Here is a 16,676-nt window from a genome sequence, read left to right on the forward strand (position 1 = left end):
AGATCGTATCGTGCGCAGATCTAAGCCGGCCGTTTGAGTTCTCTACAGTTCCGGCTTAGATAGATGTGACGGAGGTCAATTGGCTCTGATCCAGGCAGGCATGTGACAGAAAAATTGGTGATTTGTTGCTCCGAGATTGACAGCGCCACGTGGCGCTGGGTCGCGCCGTACTTTCCTGACCTGACCTGGGAATTTGTTGCCTGTAAGTCTCGTTTCGGAAGGGGCCTGCAAAACTTTGTTAATCTGGGGCGTCTCTCGGCGGCTCTGAAGTCCGTCAGACTCGCACGCCGAAACAAGGGGGCGGTGCTGGTTACGCATGGGCCAACCTTGGCCGCCTGGTGTGCATTGTTCGCGCGGCTGCTTGGCGTGGACGTCCCCATCCTCGCCCACAGCTTCAATTTTGTTGCTCTGCCTGGGCGGTTGAAGCTCGTTGTGTTCAGATTTGCGCTGGCGCGAGTGCGACGCTTCGTTGTGTTCTCCCAGGTCGAAAGAGAAGTCTATGCAGCGGCATTTCATCTTCCCATCGAACGTTTCGAGTTCTTGCATTGGAGTGTTCAGCCGCCTGCCGTTGCCTCTCCGGACGATCCCGTAGAGGCAGGCAACTACGTTGCGGCAATCGGCGGTAACGCGCGCGATTACCCGACATTGATCGAAGCGGCGCGCGAATTGCCCGACGTCCGTTTCGTGCTCGTGGTGAGGCCGGAGAACCTCGCCGGATTGAAGGTCCCGCAGAACATGTCTGTCCATTGCAATATCGGCTTTGGAGAGGCGATGAACATTCTTTATCACGCGAGATTTATGGCCCTTCCGTTGAATGATGCGCAGGTTCCTTGCGGTCATGTGACGCTGGTCGCCGCGATGCATCTTGGCAAGGCGATGGTGGTGACCGACTCCCGGGGAGTGCGTGACTATGTGTTCGATGGCGAGAATGCTCTTCTAGTCGAACCAAAATCGCCTGCTGCACTTGCCGCAGCGATCAGGCGTCTTTGGGATGATCGAGAATTTTGCGGTCGGCTTGCGGAGCACGGACGTCTATTCGCGGCGAAGTCGTGTACCGAGGGGCAGGTCGCGGTCCAATTCGGCGGGTTTCTCCATGAATTGGTTGCAGGGCGCCCGCAATGAATGCCGCTTTCTCCGTCAGGAGGACGGAAGCTTGCCAGCTAGGACTCGGCGAGTTCGTGATCAGGGCTGCGATTCGTCAAGGCAGCGATGTCGATTCCTGTCTCAGGGCTTGAGGATGTCTATGGCCACGTTGGCAAGCAGTCCCGCGCCCCATCCGATCGGCCAGAGGCACAAGATCAGGATTTCGAACCGGAAGTTATTCAGCGAATAAGAACGATTTAGCCAGAAGATCAGCGGTACAATTGATATCAGATACAGTCCCGCGCCAATGATGGCGCCGGTCTGTCCATATAAATAGTAGAGCAGCGGTACGACGACGAACAAGGAGATCAATTTCGTGATGTTGATCGCCGTGAGATAGTTCGCTTTTCCAAGCGCGATGTAGACGTCCTGGACGATGCCGTACCTCGAGAACAACAGATAGAACGAGAGAAGCTGCAGCATCGGACCCGCCTCGGCGTAGCGCGGATCGTAGAGCAGTGCGACGATGGAATTTCCTGAGGCGAACAGGAAGCCGGCGCTGGCAACGTAGGCCGCGTCCGCGCCCCACCGCATCCGGTAGAACACTTCACGCAGGCGATGCGGCTGTTCGTGCACGATCTCGCTGAGGGCGGGCAGGGACACTGCGCCGAAGAGCCGTCCACCAATGCCGTCGACAACGGACGAGAGATTCGATGCGATCGAGAACAGACCGAGATTTGTCGGCGTGAGCCAGATCCCGAGTAACAGCCGATTTCCCTGGGAGGCGATGATGCCGACAAAGGATGAGATCGAAGCCCATTTCCCGAACTGCATCAGCTCATTCAAGGCTGCTCGGTCCCAGGCGATCCGATCAGGGGCACCCTTCAACCACAGATGGCCCGCTGCCGTATTGACGATTGAGCCCGCAATGGAGCTGGCGACGAAACACCAGACGGAGCCGGTAAACCAGGCAAGTACGACGGACACGCATAGGCCGACGACCATTTGCCCGAGATCGATGATCGTCAGCCGTGCGAGCGACAAATCGCGTCCCATCGTCATCACTCTCATCGATTGAAGGCTGTCGATGACGATCGAGAAGGAGGTCACGGCGACGATCGCGGGAAGCACCTTGTTGCCATAGACGGAGTTCTCAGTGATGATTCCAAGACGATCGAGCGTTGACAGGCCCGCCGCTGCGATCACGCAGAAGATCCAGATCGACAGGCCGCGCAGGATCTGCACGGTCCATGCGGTGTGGAGGAACCGGGGCTCGCGGATGTTGGGGCTGCGGATCACGGCCTGCCGCAGGCCGATGTCGCCGGTCAATGCGATCACGAGCTGGATCGAGGTGGCCACCGCCATGATGCCGAATGCCTCGGGCGCCAGGAGCCGGGCGATGATCAGATTGCCGAGAAGCCGGAGCACCAGCGCGCTGCCATAGCCGGCGACCGTCCATGCGCTGGCGTTCAAGATGCGCCGCTTGAGCGAACGGGAGGGCTGGGTCATGAACAGACTCTGGCGCGGACGCGGGACGCTTCTGGGGACATCGAGCGGCCGTCACGCCTGCCTGGGACCGGATGCATTGGACCCGTGCGCGCGACCTGTCCTGCAGGCTGCGGCCGGGAGCGTCCTTATTCGCAAGGTCAATCTAAAAGTCAAATCGCCCGAGCTGCAGTCGCGCGGCCGCGGCGGTACTCGCCGGGCCGGCGCGCGCTGATCTCGCCGGGCGATCGAGAAGCACAATTGACCTGATCAGGGCGCTGCAGCTATTGAGCTGCCATGGTGAGCGGAGCGGGAAACAAAGCTGGAACGGTGCTGATTTCTCGTCGTCAACCGCCGTTCGCCGGCTGGGTTGCGATCGACGAATTCGAGGACCTGTTCGCGCGGTTCAGTGACGGACACATCCTCTGTGCCGAGCATCGCTCGATCCGCACCATCGTGGGGCGGACCAAGAGCCGCCTGTTCGGGCCGTTTCTGCGGCTGGACGATGCGAGCGCCGGCGATGTGCTGCTTGTTGTGGCACGCAACCCTAGCGATCTGCGCATGGTGCGCGCCCTTCCAGATGCACGGAAGCGCTTTCGGCAGATCGTCGGCTATGTGATCGACTCCTATTTCCTGGAGGCCTATGGCCGTTGGGCCGGGCAATATGATCACGTGTTCTCGACCAGCGAAGAGGGAGCAGAGCTGCTGCGCCGGAAATTCGGCGTCTCCAGTTCCGTGTTGCGTCAAGGCTTCGATTGCCTGCGCTGGGCCAACACCGATGCGGGGCGCAGCATCGATGTGATCGGCTTCGGCCGTCAGCCGGACAGCTATCATCAGCGCTTCCAGGCCGAATTTCACACCGATCGCTCGAAGGTGCTGTATCTCCACTCGCCGCTCGGCGTCCATACCGGACCGGGCGTCTATACCGAGCGGCCGATGCTGCTGAAGCTGCTGCAGCGAGCGAAGATCTCCCTGGCGTTTCACATGCTGGTGGACCCGATCGGAAACCGGCCGCGTGACGCCGGTTTCGTGACGAGCCGCTGGCTGGAATCGCTCGGCACCGGCTGCGTGGTCGTTGGCAAACGGCCGGTCGGCGTGATGGCCGACGAGATGTTTCCCTGGCCGAATGCGACCATCGAAGTTCCGGACGATCCCGCGCGCGCGGTCGCGTTGATCACCGAACTGCTGGAGGATCCGGGTTTCATTGCCGACACTCGCGCCCGCAACGTCGCCGAGATGTGCCGCCGGCACGATTGGCGGTACCGGATCCGCGACATCTACAAGCATCTCCAGCTGCCAGAGCCGGAGCTTTTGAAGCGGGAGCTCCAGGCCCTGGACAGTCTGAAGCTTCAGCCGCCGCTCCAGGCCGTGGCGACGCGCGGGCTCTCGGGATTCGGCTGATGCGCGACCTCAAGGGATTGCCCGAGGATGGGGCGCAGACGCCCCGCCGGCTGTTCATGGTGCTGTCGCCGCGGTCGCTACCTTATGCGCGGCTGGCGCTGCGGAGCCTGTTGCGCAATAGCGTGGAGCCGTTCACGCTGACGCTGATCACCGATGGGCCGGACGATGTGCGTCAGCTTCGGGAGGAACTCGAGGGCTTGCGCGCGGGTCCCGCGCCGCAATTGCGGGCGATCGCGGTTCATGGCGAGGCCGATCTCGCCGATCTCGAGGCGGCGCGGTTCGGACGCCATCCGGCGCTGCGGCGGTTCCGCCATGGCCATCCCTGCTGGCGCAAGATCACCGATCCCCTGCTGCTGAGCGAGGCGGGGAAGGAGATGGTCGTGCTCGATCCCGATCTGTATTTTCCCAACCGCTTCAGCTTCGAGCCGACGGCAGCGCGCGGCGTGATGCTGATGTGGCAGCGGCCGTCCTGCCTGCTGCCCGACGAGGTCGTGACATCAGCGATCACGGCCGGCGTGGCGCTGGCGCATCACACCGATATCGGCGTCGCGCAATGGCGGCAGCCGGTCGATCTGGATTGGCTGAACTGGCTGATCGCGACGCTCGAGGCGCCGACCCTGCCGCGCCACATGCATATCGAGTCCATCGTCTGGGCCGCAATTGCGATGAAGATCGGCGGCGGCTATCTCGATCCCGGCCAATGGGTCTGCTGGCACCGCACGCAATATAAGCGCCTGCTGCGCCGCCTCGGCGTGTCCGGCGCGGCGGTGCTGCAGCGGGAGCGGTTCTCCGGGATCAAATGCTTTCACGCCGGCGGCGAGGCGAAATGGTGGCTGGTGGAGGCCCATCAACGCGGCCTGCTCGACCGCAACGACACCGCCACGCATCCGGCGCCGCTGTTGCCGTTCGAGGAGCTGCAGCCCTGGCAGTTCCGCATGCTGAAGGCGCGGCGGAGCTGGCTGCGGCGGCTCGGCTATTACGAGCTCATGGGCTGAGCGCGATCTCGCGGTCGATCAGGTCGAGCAGCGCCAGGCTGCGCTCGTCGAATTTGCGCGCGAACAGCTTGGGCGAGGCCCGCAGGCGCTCGGCATCGTCGATGTCCAGCGTGCGTGGATAGAGCGGATTCGGACGCTCCCAATCGGCATAGCGCAGATCGTCGCTGACGATCCGGTCGCGGAACGGCGAGTTCGACAGCAGGCTCTGGAAGAACGATTCGTCGGGAATGAAGACGGTCTTGAAATAGCGGACATAAGCGGGGTTCTGCCGCACGAAGCTGTCGACATAGGCGACGCAGTCGCTGGTCAGGCACCACCACATCGAGCCGCCATGCGGCCGAAAGCCGAGCGGAAAGCGCCGGCGCCATTTGATCTGGATGTGCCGGCTGCGGAACGACAATGTCCAATAGAGCACGCGGTTGAGGGCGTTGTGCTCGCCCTGCGCCGCGGTCCAGCGATTGGGCGCGTCGGCGGCAAAGGATTCGATGAACTCGGCGTTCGGATGCGCATCGAGCCGGGCGCGGATCTCGTCCTGCGATTTGATCGGATAGTCCTGGCCGGACAGCAGGAAGGCGCGGTCGAACGCCAAGGTCCTCGTGATCGCCTCGCGCATGCAGCTCAAGGTCGCCGCGACGATGCCGAACCGGCCCCAATAGCAGCGGTGGCGCTCGGCGCACAGAAACACCTGGCTGGGCAGCCGCTCGGACAGCGCCCGGAGCTCCTGATAGACCTCGACCGCCGCCCGCTTGTCGACATGAACCACGAAGACATTGCGATCGTCGCGCAGGCGCTCGATCAGCCGGATGACCTGATGCGGCGCCTTGTGGCACAGGATGAAGAAGGCGAGCCGGGTTGCGCCGCCCGGCCGCGTCAATGCGGTGGCGTCACCCTGCAGGTCGGGACGGCCGGTCATTGCCAGACCCTCAGTCGAAGCCGGGCGCGGTCACGCCAGCGCCCGATCAAGCAGATCGATGGTCTGTTGGATCTCGCTCAGATCAAAGCAATAGCCGCCGACCTGCTGCCCCCGCATGCCCACGACCATGGCCGACCTGATCCCGAGGCATGCGGTCCATTGCCGTTGATTGGCCGAAAACCGGTCCGGAGGCTGCAGCACCAACAGGCCGCTGCTGGACGGCATGGCATAGACACAATGTGCAATATGGCTGCCCTCGAGCGAGACAACCAGACGCGCATCGACCAGCGCCTCAAGCATCGCGTCGAACGGCGTCGTCGCCGTGTCGAGAACGACGAAGCCGCTGCGCGTGAGACCGTCGATGATCTCGGCTTCGTTCTCGATCCAGCGCCGCGCTCCGTCCTGGCCGCGCTTCAGGTAGACCAATGTGCGACGGCCCTTGTGCGGAAAGCGCGCTCCGACCACCGCGCGGAGGCGTTCGTAGCGCTCGCGCCGCAGGCGGTTGTGATGATAGTCGCTGAAGATCGTCAGATGCCTGATCCGCGCCCGGAACGTCGGCGCGCAGCTCTGGTTGAACAGCGCCTTGTAGTGCTCGACATGAAGCCCGGTCGGCCCCGGCAGGCACAGCGGAGGCAGACCGAGATCGTCGGCCAGCAGGTGCAGCGTGCAATCGTCACGCAGCCAATGTCCGAAATATTTCACGCCGTAATAGGACGAGACGAGGGCTGCCTGCTCGATCTCGACGGGCTCGGCCTGCCCATCATATTTCAGCTCACGCACTCCCAAGCACAGAGGGAGGCCACCACTTCGTCATATTCAGCGTCAATGGGCCTGGGCGGCTTTGCCAGAAGCGTCAGATTCGTATAGTCTCACCACGAATAATGCGCTTCTTTGATTGGGGGATGAAGACGATGCACGCCAAGTTCAAAATTGCGACCGCGGTGGCAGTCGCGATCGCTGCAATGGCGCTATCCAATCCGGCTTCGGCGCGTCATCGGCTTTATCCGCTCACGCAGTGCGGTCCGAACCTCGACCATCTGTGCCCGCTGCATGGTTCATTCGAGGGCGCCCCTTTCCACTATAATCTCGCCATTCACCCAAGCTGCATCAAGACGGTGCCCGTCCAGACCGCCTATGGCATCGAACGCCGCCGCGCGGTCGTCTGCGGAGCGCCGGCGCGCGAAATGATCTGGTGGTGGTGAGGCACGACCTCGACTGTCACCACCGATGACTATCTGCTCGTTCCTTGCGCGGGTGTGCGGTTCGTCGTCGAAGGTTGCGATGGCGTGTTCCTGATGGGCCCGTTGTTGATCGGGCCCTGGTTGATTCCCTGCTGGGAGTAGGGCGCATTTTCACGCCGAAGATTCCCATAGGCGTCTCTTTGCGGTGTAACCCCATTTTGAGCTGTGGCCGAGCCTGCGAAAGCCCCCAGCCACAGTACAATGAGACTGCCTTTTGTCAGCGCGCTCAAATTCTTAACTCCCCGTCCAGCCAGGATATCCTGTGCTGTCAAGCGTACCAGCTTGATAGACACGAGGCGAGACGATCCTTAACGTCGGGCCGCGCGAGTCGTCGGAAAGCTAACTTGGGTTGCCTCGATAGCTGATCGCAGGAGCTCGCGATCGAGTCGGGAGCTGTCGATGGAATGGGTCTTGTTCGTCTCGTTGCAGTGGATCGTGTTTGGAAGCCCGACTCAGCCGACGACCCAGGTCATCGACTCATTCCCCAACGAACAACTCTGCAACAAGGCTGCCGACGCGATCAGGGCGGAGCTCAACAATCCGGTCGGCGGTCAACAGCGCCTTCAGACGGTAGGCCGGGTCGTCTGTTTCATGAGGAAAGACGGCGTGCCCCCCGGCCGCTGAGTTCGATATCCCGCCGCATGATCGCCGATCCGCTTGTCGGGACGGGCTGCCTTTCTGTTGGTCAGACAACCTAGGCTTCTGCTCAGTTCTTACGCAGCGTATGGCCCGCAGTCAGGATAATCAGCATCGCCAGGCACATGACGAGGGCCGCTGATCGGATCTCCTCGCGCGAAAAGCCGGCGTAAACATGGGCAGTGTGCCTAAAGAAGGCAGCGCTCAGAACCGCGGCGCCGAGCGCCATAGCAACATGCTTGAAGCGGGAGTTGAGGGCAGCAATCATTGGCAGGTACTTCAGGTTGTTTTCGACGTGATACGCCCTATTAACTATGTCAAAGCTGGCGCAGATATGGCAGCCCTGCCATAGAGCTCGCCTACCGCGGTCACCATTCAGCAGCTTCAGCGCGCCAAGGACGGCGCAACTGTGCAAAATTGAGTGTAAACCGATGACTTTATGCGGTTCAACACAATTAACGGGCGGTGCCGGGAGCCCAGATCGCCTCCCGGTATAGGAGGTATGCGGCGAGCGCAGCTCTAATCTTGGGCAGGAACCCTGTGACCACGTAGAGAGCCTTGGTGGTCAGATGCGCGCCGGGGGACGAAGTTACCGGTCGGCATCGTCCTTCGCAGATGCGAACGCGATCAGAACGCGTTCCTCTTTCGCACCACTTCGAAGAAGGTCTTCATGATGATCTGAACATCGAGCCAGAGGCTCCAATTGTTGATGTACCAGAGGTCCATCTCGACGCGCCGGGAAATCAGATCAAGCGAGGGGGTCGCGCCGCGAAGACCATTCACTTGCGCCCAGCCGGTCATCCCTGGCTTGACGTGATGCCTGAACGCATAATCCTGCAGCAGGCGCTCGAACTGATTGTCATGGGCGATGGCGTGAGGACGCGGCCCGACCAGGGACATGTCGCCGCGCAACACGTTGACCAGCTGTGGCAGCTCATCGATGCTGGCGCTGCGGAGATAGGCTCCGATGCGCGTGACCCGCGGATCGTTCCGCGTCGCCTGGGTTACAGTGTCGCCGTTCTCCAGCACGGTCATCGTCCGGAACTTGAACATCACGAATTGCCGGCCATTGAAGCCCTTTCTGTTCTGCAGAAAGAACACCGGCCCCTTTCCGTCGAGCTTGATCAAGATCGCGGTCAACGCGATGATCGGACTCAACAGGATCAGCGCGGTGAGCCCGATGACGATGTCCATCATGCGCTTCACGCCACGCTCCACGGCGCTCAGCGGCGCGCGCTGGATCTCCAGCGAGACGACGCGCTGCTGGGCAGACGGCGCGTAATCGCTCAAGGCGCGAATCTGTTTGTCCGGCAGCAGCCGAACTGACACCGGGAACGCCTTCATCTGCTGGCGCAGGTACTCCAGCCGCTCCGGCGAGTTCCAGGGGATCACGAGCAGGACTTCCGTCACGTCGTGTTCCTGCATGAATTTCGCGGCGGTCGCCACGGCTTTGAGATCGCCGGCCTTCTGATTCGCCGGGTCCGACGCCGCACTCAGCGCGATTCGATGAACTTCGGCGGCGCCAAACAGAACCAGCAGATCTCTCGGCTCGAGCGCGTCCAACTCCTGTGGGGCGCCGAGAAGAATCAGGTCGCGTCGGCCGATCACGCCACGGACAACTGCATCTTCGAGCAGGTACTTTGCCAATTTCCTGCCAGCGAGCAGCCCCGCTGGCGCCGCGGCGAGAAACAACAGGAATGCGCCTCTGGAGAACGCGGTGCCGATCTTGAACAGGAACGCAAAGAACGCCAGCATCAGCGCTGTCGTGAGCCAGGAGAACATGATCTCGAGGAACTCGACCGCGGGCTTCGCTGCGCTTTCCAGATCGTAGTAGGCGAGGCCGCTCAGTCGCACGATGTGGAGAAAGCTCGCGGCGAGGCCCAGCGCAAAATACGCGGATAGGTCGGGGATGGGGGTGTCAGTCAGCCAATGATAGGCGAAGCACGCGGACAAACTCGCGATCAGAATGATCGCCGCGTCTGCGGTGGCGAGGACGTAGGTGATCGCCTGGCTTGGAAGCGGAGCTTGGGCTCTCGCAACCGCTGAGGTCGCAACCTCTTGCTCCGGATCGCGAACCTCTGACCGCATCGACATCAAAGAACCATTCCGCATTCAAAAGGTGAGTAGTCAGTCTGATCTCAACTTTCAGAAGTAATTTTCCACCAATGCGGGCAGACTAATCTTGAGGGGATTGCAATGCAACCTCATGTGTGGCGGAGACCGGTATTTGGAATGGCGTAATGGCGATCTCAGGACCTTTGTTCCCCATTCGACACAGTTGGCGACGTGCTCTTGCAGCGCCATTGACCGACATTATTCAGCTCTGCTGATTGCATCGTGGCCGCTCGCCCCTGTCGAAGGAGGCTGCGGGTGACGTCGAACTGATCCGTCGTTCTCTGCACGCAGCTGGGCCGATGACCGCGAGGGGGCGCGTCAACTGATGATCTTCGCTGGCAATTCGTCCTCGTAGGAGGGGCGATGGGGAATTGCCGCCGCGGCGATCCGCGCTTGCTTCTCGAAAGCGGCGGCTTCGCTTCCGAAATTCAGTGACGTTCAAGCTCCGCGCTCCTGCAGACGCTCGAGGTTTGTGGTATTTTTATCACAGGCACGGTGATTGCGAGATCGAAGCACAGATCCGCACCGATGGACGCGGCGGACAGCGCGCCCGCGGACTGGTGGACCGCGCGATGATGGTCGGCCCTACGGGCGAGGGCTGGCCTGATCTACGGCTCTTGGTATAAGTCGGCCACGGTCCTCAGCGACCGCAAGGCCATTTATCATCTCGTTGCGAGACTGGAATGCATATTGAGCGCTATCCGATATTGGGCATTCTGTCTCTCACCCCTGTGAAGCACGGCGATGCGCGTGGCTTCTTTTCCGAGGTGTATCGACGGGAGATCGCTTCCGCAGCAGGTCTGCCGGTCGATTTCGTTCAGGAGAACCACGTTTTCTCGGCCCAACGCGGCGTGCTGCGTGGGCTGCATTTCCAGCGTCCGCCGCGCGCGCAGGGCAAGCTCGTACGTTGTATCCGCGGTGCCATCTTGGACGTGGCGGTCGATATCAGAACGGGATCTCCGACCTTCGGGCGTCATGTTGCCGTCGAACTGTCCTCCGCCAATTGGACGCAATTATGGGTCCCCGAAGGCTTTGCGCACGGCTATGCGGTGCTGGAGGCGCCTTGCGAGGTTCTCTACAAAGTCACCGACTATTGGGCTCCGTCCTCCGAGCTTGGTCTTGCGTGGGACGATCCTGATCTCGGCATCGATTGGCGCCTGGGCAGCGACGAGGTGATCCTGTCCGACAAGGATCGCGTGCATCCTCGGCTTTCCGGCCTCGCCCCGGTTTTTCAGTTTTCTGAGAAGACATCCTCATGAAGATCATCGTTACAGGCGGGGCCGGTTTCATCGGCTCGGCGGTCTGCCGTCATCTCGTAGCCGATCTCGGACATGCGGTCCTCGTGCTCGACAAGCTGACCTATGCGGGGAACACCGCGTCGTTGGCGCCGGTGATGTCGAGTCCGAGCTTTTCGTTCGAGCAGGTCGACATCTGCGAACGGCAGAAGGTGGAGCAGGCGTTTGCGAGCTTCGCTCCGGATGCCATCATCCATCTCGCCGCGGAAACCCATGTCGATCGTTCGATCGATGGTCCTGATCATTTCATTCAGACCAACCTGGTTGGCACCTTTACGCTGCTAGAGGTGGCGCGCCGATATCTCAACGGAGCGGGGCGCGCGAAGGCAGACCAGTTTCGCTTCATCCATGTCTCGACCGACGAAGTCTTCGGTTCGCTTGGCGAGGAGGGGCTGTTCACGGAAACCACCGCTTACGATCCAAGCTCGCCCTACTCGGCCAGCAAGGCCGGATCGGATCATCTGGCGCGGGCCTGGCACCGGACCTACGGACTGCCGGTCATCGTCTCGAACTGCTCCAACAATTATGGACCGTATCAGTTTCCGGAAAAGCTCATCCCGCTGATGATCCTGAACGCGCTGCATGCGCAGCCGCTGCCGGTCTATGGCGATGGTGGCAACATTCGTGACTGGCTGTTCGTCGATGATCACGCGCGCGCGCTGGTCGCGCTGCTCGAACGCGGTGTCCCGGGAGCGACCTACAATATCGGAGGACGGACGGAACGCCGCAACATCGATGTGGTCAGGCAGATCTGTCAGTGTCTCGACCGGCTGCGTCCCGCCGGAGGTCCCCACGAACGCCTGCTGACCTTCGTGGCGGATCGGCCCGGCCATGATCGTCGCTATGCGCTCGACTGCAGCAAGCTGGAAGGCGAGCTCGGTTGGAAGGCGCAGGAGACGTTCGAGACCGGGATCGAGAAGACCGTGCGCTGGTATCTCGACCGTTCGGATTGGTGGATGCCGCTTCGCGATGTTTATCGCGGCGAGCGGATTGGCGTATCGAGGTAGGTCTTGAAGTCGACGCGGCTATATGTCCTCGGACGGCACGGGCAGGTCGCCAGGGCGCTCCAGGAAGCATCCGAGGCGCAGCCTGACCTGGTCCTGGGCTTTGGCGGGCGCGACGCGTTCGATATCGCGGATACCGATGCTGTCCTGCAGGCCTTGCGCGGCTTCCAGCCTGACATCGTGATCAACCCCGCCGCCTATACGGCGGTCGATCGCGCGGAAGAGGACGCGGCGGCCGCCTATCATGTCAACCGGGATGGTGCGAGAGCGGTCGCGGAAGCAAGCGCGCGCCTGGAGATCCCGACCATCCATCTGTCGACCGACTATGTTTTCGACGGCGCGAAGCCGGCTCCCTATGTGGAGGATGACGCGCCTGCTCCGATCAACGTCTATGGTGCCTCGAAGCTTGCAGGCGAGCTTGCGGTCGCCGCCGCGAACCGCCGGCATGTCATCCTGAGAACCGCCTGGGTGTATTCGCCATTCGGCCAGAACTTCGTTCGGACGATGCTCCGGCTTGCAAGCAGCCGCGACACGTTGCGGGTCGTGAACGATCAGGTCGGCTGCCCGACCTCGGCACTCGACATCGCGCGAGCCATTCTTGCGATCGCGCGCAGGATCGACCGCGCCGGCTGGACGAACGAGTTTGGCGGCGTCACGCATATTGCCGGTCCCGACGTCGTCACGTGGTACGATTTCGCCTGCAGCATCATGCGGGTCGCGGCCGCGCACGGTGCGCGGACGGCGCGTATCGAGCCGATCCCGACGCGCGATTATCCCACGCCGGCGCGCCGGCCCGCCAATTCGCGCTTATCATGCGATCGCCTGACGGCGGTCTTTGGAGTTTCCATGCCGTCGCTTGAGGCATCACTTTCGGAGTGCGTCTCGCGCCTGATCGCCACCGGAAGCTGACGAAGGAGATGAACGTGAAGGGAATCATTCTGGCGGGCGGCAGCGGAACGCGCCTGTATCCGATGACGCTGGCGATCTCCAAGCAGTTGCTGCCGATCTACGACAAGCCGATGATCTATTATCCGCTGACGACGCTGATGCTCGCCGGCATTCGCCAGATCCTCATCATATCGACGCCGGAGGATCTGCCGCGGTTCGAAGCGCTGCTCGGCAGCGGCGAGCGCTTGGGCCTGGAACTGTCCTACGCGGTCCAGCAGCGCCCGGCCGGGCTCGCGGAAGCCTATATTATCGGCGCCGACTTCGTGGATGGCGTTTCGTCGGCGCTCATTCTCGGTGACAACATCTTCTATGGCCACGGACTTCCCGAGATGCTGTCGCGCGCCGCTTCGCGAACGCAGGGTGCGACGGTCTTTGCCTATCGCGTCGCGGACCCGCAGCGCTACGGCGTCGTCGGCTTCGACGAGTCCGGGCGCGCGAGCTCGATCGAGGAAAAGCCGGCCGTTCCCAAATCAAATTTCGCGGTCACCGGCTTGTACTTCTATGATAGCGAGGCCGCGAAGATCGCGTCCGGGCTGCGGCCTTCGGCGCGCGGCGAGCTGGAGATTACCGATCTCAATCGCGTCTATCTGGAGCGCGGCCTGCTCGATGTCGAATTGATGGGGCGCGGCTTCGCCTGGCTTGACACCGGGACGCCGGACAGCCTGCTGGCCGCATCCGATTTCGTGGCGTCGCTCGAGCGCCGCCAGGGGCTCCGGATCGCCTGCCCCGAGGAGATCGCGTTCAATTGCGGCTTCATCGATCGTCAGCAGCTGGAGCGTCTCGGCGAGGCGCTGGGCAAGTGCGATTACGGCCGCTATCTGCTGTCCATCGCCAGATCTGACCAGGCCGAGCGGCGGTAAGGGATTTCATCATAGCCTCCAGCGGGTTCCGTAGCGGCTTAACGCTGCAGAATTTACCATGCGGAACAATAGTGGTGCTGGACCGGCACGCCGGGCTGCTACATCTTGCAGCGCGTGATGAGCGTGCGGCCTGGGGTGCTTTAACCTGTGTTAAGGGCCCGGGCCGCGGATATGGTTTCGCCGAAAATTCGTTAGAACCTATTGGCCGCTTTGCGCGGCAAATTGCCGGGTCTGTAAGGAATCCGAGTTTGATGCAGCGGGATTTGCAGATTGATTGCGAGTTTACGCTCGCCTTGAACAATCGCACGGGGAAGTACTTCCTTTGTCGCGACATGATCGAGGCGTGCGCCGATTTGATCTCCCGCCAGTTGTTCTGGCGTTTGCCTTCGGCCAAGGTACCGCCGCGGACCATGTCGCGCATCCTGGGACGTCTGGCCCGCATCGAGGTCTCGTTTCGGACACAGCATCCCTGGACTTATCGCGTGTTTCCGGCGATGCGTGGACGGCGGCCGGTGTTCTTCACTGATCCGCGTGAATGCGTGCTGTATCGTCTCCGACGCTACGACGTCGTGCTGTGCCACGATATGGGGCCCATCACCCATCCCGAGCTCTACGCGCCCGGTGTGCGTGAGATCTATTCGGCAGCCTTCGAGCGCATCAAGGCGGCTCGTCCGCTGATCATCTTTGTCAGCGAAGCCTCGAAGAACGATTTCATTCGGCTCTATGGCGACGACTTCCCGTTGCTTGCCGTTGCTCATCCGCCGATCAGATCAGACCTCGACGATGCCGAAGAGGAGGAGATTCCAAATCTGCCCTCTCGGTTCCTGCTGACCGTCGGAAGCATCGGCGCGCGCAAAAACCACGCGCGCGCGATCGCGGCCTACGCCATGTCAGGACTGGCCGACGAGGGCTGCGCCTATGTCATCTGTGGCGGCCCGGAACCGGGCGCAGAGGCCGTCGAAGCCGCCGCCCGCGACACCAAGGGCGTTCACCTCTGCGGCTATGTCAATGACCGCCAGCTTCGTTGGCTGTATCGGCACGCCCGCGGGTTCGTGCTGCCGAGCATCTTGGAAGGCTTCGGTTTGCCGGCCGCCGAGGCCATCAATCGTGCACTGGTGCCGCTGGTTGGCGCAGGAGGCGCCTTGCACGAGGTGACCGGCGATTCCGCCGTGCTGGTCGATCCGCTCGATGTCGGTCAGATCGCCGCCGGCATGAGAACGCTCGTCACCATGGATGATCAGGAGCGGGCGGCGCGCCTGGCCGCCATGAAAGCCAATATCGGTCGCTTTTCGAGCGAGGCGGCGGTGTCCGCCTGGCGCAGGGCGATCCAGCAATCCATCGCAAGCTGGCGATCAGACAAGGGAGGTCCGGGCTGATCGGCCCTGACTACGAAGCGACCCCGGGGGTACTCCTGCGTAAAGAGAGAGGCAATGCAGACTGAAAATCGGCTAGTCGTCTTCTACTATGGCAGCTTCCTGCCGCCGGCCAATGGCTCGCATGTTCGTATCACCTCGATGCTGGACCGCCTTGCGCAGGAATTCAGCAACATCACGCTCTACTCCTACGACAATCATCCGGAATGTCCTTGGACGCCCGCGGCGGAAGCGGCGTTCCGCCAGCGGTGGCCGGGCGTCGAGTTGGTGATCGAGCGCCACACCAAGCTGTTGCGTTATGTGACGCGGGCGAAAAACCTCCTCGTCTCGCTGTTTCCCTGGCTCGCAGCCCAGATCCTGCGGCTGTCGGCCAACGGCACGACGCCGAAATTCGATGCGCTCAGATCGCGCTCCAATCTCTTCATCGTGAGCTATGCCGAAGGTCTCGCCCAGCTCAACGGCGTCGAGACGTCGCGCTGTATTGTCGAGACGCACGACGTCAACTTCCTGAAATGGTCGAAGCTGCATCACCGGAGTCCGGTCTCGCTGATGCCGCTGCGCAAGCTGCGCGGCGAGGTCGGGGCACTGGAAGCCGTGCGCGGCGTGCTCGCGATCTCCTCGGCCGAGACAGCGTTTTTCAAGATGATGCTGTCGTCGCCCACGATCTCCTACGTTCCCTCTTGGGAGCGGCCGAATTCCACGGCGGATCTGGCGCAGCAGCACTATGATTTCGATCTCATTTTCGTCGGCTCAGAATACGAGATGAATGTGCGCGGCCTGACCACGCTGCTCAAGGAGCACGGATCATGGCTGGCCAATTATCGGATCGCGGTGTGCGGCAAGGTCTGCGATCAGCCGGCCGTGATCGCCGCCGCCGCTGAATTTCCGAATGTCGAGCTGCTGGGTTTCGTCGACCGTGTCGAGGATATCTATGCGCGCAGCAAGGCGGCGCTGGCGCCGGTTGATGGCACCGGGCTGAAGATCAAGGTCGTGAGCGCGCTGGCGGCGGGGATGCCGGTCCTGGCATCCACGCATTGTCTGGAAGGGCTTCCGGCCGGCCATGAAGGCGCCGTTTTCGAGATCGACGAACGCACCGCGCACATGATCTTGAATCAACCGGAACGCCTCGCGGCAGCAAGGGAGGCAGCACGGCGTTACGACGCCCTGCTGAAGGCGAGCGGCGATTTGTCGGCGCTGCTCGGCACGATCCATGCCTTCTTTTCCGAACCGGCAAGTTCCGAGGCCGAGTTGACGTTCGCGCCGTCTCGCCCGGTCCAAGCCTTGTCGTCATGACCTATCGTTCCCGTCGCGAGCCATCACCGAGGCG

The 16,676-nt window shown here is 62.0% G+C and carries 16 protein-coding genes; 11 read left to right on the forward strand and 5 right to left on the reverse strand.

Features of this window, described 5'->3' with window-relative positions; genetic code table 11:
- Positions 1–102: 102 nt before the first annotated feature.
- Positions 103–1,122: a glycosyltransferase family 4 protein gene (locus HL671_RS01910; RefSeq protein WP_307768956.1), complete on the forward strand. Its 1,020-nt coding sequence runs from the start codon at positions 103–105 to the stop codon at positions 1,120–1,122.
- Positions 1,123–1,224: 102 nt separating this feature from the next.
- On the opposite strand, the gene HL671_RS01915 is transcribed toward HL671_RS01910, so the two are convergent.
- A complete protein-coding gene (locus HL671_RS01915; RefSeq protein ID WP_172235426.1) occupies positions 1,225–2,592 on the reverse strand; it encodes an oligosaccharide flippase family protein in 1,368 nt (455 codons plus the stop codon).
- Positions 2,593–2,898: 306 nt separating this feature from the next.
- Between HL671_RS01915 and HL671_RS01920 the strand changes: the two genes are divergently transcribed.
- Both HL671_RS01920 and HL671_RS01925 read left to right on the forward strand, forming a co-directional pair.
- Entirely contained in the window at positions 2,899–3,969 is a 1,071-nt protein-coding gene (locus tag HL671_RS01920) for a glycosyltransferase (protein WP_172235427.1), read from the forward strand.
- Positions 3,969–4,964 (forward strand): hypothetical protein, encoded by a 996-nt coding sequence (locus HL671_RS01925; protein WP_172235428.1) that lies wholly within the window; start codon positions 3,969–3,971, stop codon positions 4,962–4,964. Before HL671_RS01920 ends, HL671_RS01925 begins: the two co-directional genes overlap by 1 nt.
- Here HL671_RS01925 and HL671_RS01930 read toward each other — a convergent pair.
- Together HL671_RS01930 and HL671_RS01935 are read right to left on the reverse strand one after the other, a co-directional pair.
- Positions 4,954–5,877, reverse strand: coding sequence for a beta-1,6-N-acetylglucosaminyltransferase (locus tag HL671_RS01930; protein WP_172235429.1), 924 nt, complete (start codon positions 5,875–5,877; stop codon positions 4,954–4,956). The genes HL671_RS01925 and HL671_RS01930 overlap by 11 nt on opposite strands.
- A 30-nt stretch (positions 5,878–5,907) precedes the next feature.
- Positions 5,908–6,657: a glycosyltransferase family 61 protein gene (locus tag HL671_RS01935; RefSeq protein ID WP_172235430.1), complete on the reverse strand. Its 750-nt coding sequence runs from the start codon at positions 6,655–6,657 to the stop codon at positions 5,908–5,910.
- Between the two features lie 122 nt (positions 6,658–6,779).
- Between HL671_RS01935 and HL671_RS01940 the strand changes: the two genes are divergently transcribed.
- Positions 6,780–7,079, forward strand: a complete 300-nt coding sequence (locus HL671_RS01940; RefSeq protein ID WP_148221395.1) for a hypothetical protein — start codon at positions 6,780–6,782, stop codon at positions 7,077–7,079.
- A 438-nt stretch (positions 7,080–7,517) separates the two neighbouring features.
- On the forward strand, positions 7,518–7,742 hold the full coding sequence (locus tag HL671_RS01945; protein ID WP_172235431.1) for a hypothetical protein: 225 nt from the start codon (positions 7,518–7,520) through the stop codon (positions 7,740–7,742).
- An 82-nt stretch (positions 7,743–7,824) separates the two neighbouring features.
- Here HL671_RS01945 and HL671_RS01950 read toward each other — a convergent pair whose 3' ends face one another.
- Together HL671_RS01950 and HL671_RS01955 are read right to left on the reverse strand one after the other, a co-directional pair.
- The gene (locus tag HL671_RS01950; protein WP_148221396.1) at positions 7,825–8,022 is read right to left on the reverse strand and encodes a hypothetical protein; all 198 of its coding nucleotides are present in this window, start codon (positions 8,020–8,022) and stop codon (positions 7,825–7,827) included.
- A gap of 359 nt (positions 8,023–8,381) precedes the next feature.
- Complete coding sequence (locus HL671_RS01955; RefSeq protein ID WP_244424352.1) at positions 8,382–9,848, reverse strand: undecaprenyl-phosphate glucose phosphotransferase; 1,467 nt, start codon at positions 9,846–9,848, stop codon at positions 8,382–8,384.
- Positions 9,849–10,552: 704 nt separating this feature from the next.
- On the opposite strand from HL671_RS01955, the gene rfbC reads away from it, so the two are divergent.
- The 6 genes from rfbC (at position 10,553) to HL671_RS01985 (ending at position 16,642) form a co-directional block, all read left to right on the forward strand.
- Entirely contained in the window at positions 10,553–11,128 is a 576-nt protein-coding gene (rfbC, locus tag HL671_RS01960; protein WP_172235432.1) for a dTDP-4-dehydrorhamnose 3,5-epimerase, read from the forward strand.
- On the forward strand, positions 11,125–12,171 hold the full coding sequence (gene rfbB, locus HL671_RS01965) for a dTDP-glucose 4,6-dehydratase (protein ID WP_012041370.1): 1,047 nt from the start codon (positions 11,125–11,127) through the stop codon (positions 12,169–12,171). The genes rfbC and rfbB overlap by 4 nt, the downstream gene beginning before the upstream one ends.
- Before the next feature lie 3 nt (positions 12,172–12,174).
- Positions 12,175–13,077, forward strand: coding sequence for a dTDP-4-dehydrorhamnose reductase (gene rfbD / locus HL671_RS01970; protein WP_172235433.1), 903 nt, complete (start codon positions 12,175–12,177; stop codon positions 13,075–13,077).
- Between the two features lie 8 nt (positions 13,078–13,085).
- Entirely contained in the window at positions 13,086–13,976 is an 891-nt protein-coding gene (gene rfbA / locus HL671_RS01975) for a glucose-1-phosphate thymidylyltransferase RfbA (protein ID WP_012041372.1), read from the forward strand.
- Positions 13,977–14,050: 74 nt separating this feature from the next.
- On the forward strand, positions 14,051–15,352 hold the full coding sequence (locus HL671_RS01980; RefSeq protein ID WP_244424354.1) for a glycosyltransferase family 4 protein: 1,302 nt from the start codon (positions 14,051–14,053) through the stop codon (positions 15,350–15,352).
- Between the two features lie 54 nt (positions 15,353–15,406).
- Positions 15,407–16,642 carry a glycosyltransferase gene (locus tag HL671_RS01985; protein ID WP_012041374.1) on the forward strand — a complete coding sequence of 412 codons (1,236 nt, stop codon included), beginning with the start codon at positions 15,407–15,409 and terminating at the stop codon, positions 16,640–16,642.
- Positions 16,643–16,676 lie beyond the last annotated feature (34 nt).

This window comes from Bradyrhizobium denitrificans (genome assembly GCF_013179005.1).
Lineage (GTDB): Bacteria > Pseudomonadota > Alphaproteobacteria > Rhizobiales > Xanthobacteraceae > Bradyrhizobium > Bradyrhizobium denitrificans.

Coding starts and splice junctions, on each gene's coding strand:
- HL671_RS01915 (WP_172235426.1), bottom strand. CDS start 2,592: ATGACCCAGCCCTCCCGTTCGCTCAAGCGGCGCATCTTGAACGCCAGC.
- HL671_RS01925 (WP_172235428.1), top strand. CDS start 3,969: ATGCGCGACCTCAAGGGATTGCCCGAGGATGGGGCGCAGACGCCCCGC.
- HL671_RS01930 (WP_172235429.1), bottom strand. CDS start 5,877: ATGACCGGCCGTCCCGACCTGCAGGGTGACGCCACCGCATTGACGCGG.
- HL671_RS01940 (WP_148221395.1), top strand. CDS start 6,780: ATGAAGACGATGCACGCCAAGTTCAAAATTGCGACCGCGGTGGCAGTC.
- HL671_RS01945 (WP_172235431.1), top strand. CDS start 7,518: ATGGAATGGGTCTTGTTCGTCTCGTTGCAGTGGATCGTGTTTGGAAGC.
- HL671_RS01950 (WP_148221396.1), bottom strand. CDS start 8,022: ATGATTGCTGCCCTCAACTCCCGCTTCAAGCATGTTGCTATGGCGCTC.
- HL671_RS01955 (WP_244424352.1), bottom strand. CDS start 9,848: ATGTCGATGCGGTCAGAGGTTCGCGATCCGGAGCAAGAGGTTGCGACC.
- rfbC (WP_172235432.1), top strand. CDS start 10,553: ATGCATATTGAGCGCTATCCGATATTGGGCATTCTGTCTCTCACCCCT.
- rfbB (WP_012041370.1), top strand. CDS start 11,125: ATGAAGATCATCGTTACAGGCGGGGCCGGTTTCATCGGCTCGGCGGTC.
- rfbA (WP_012041372.1), top strand. CDS start 13,086: ATGAACGTGAAGGGAATCATTCTGGCGGGCGGCAGCGGAACGCGCCTG.
- HL671_RS01985 (WP_012041374.1), top strand. CDS start 15,407: ATGCAGACTGAAAATCGGCTAGTCGTCTTCTACTATGGCAGCTTCCTG.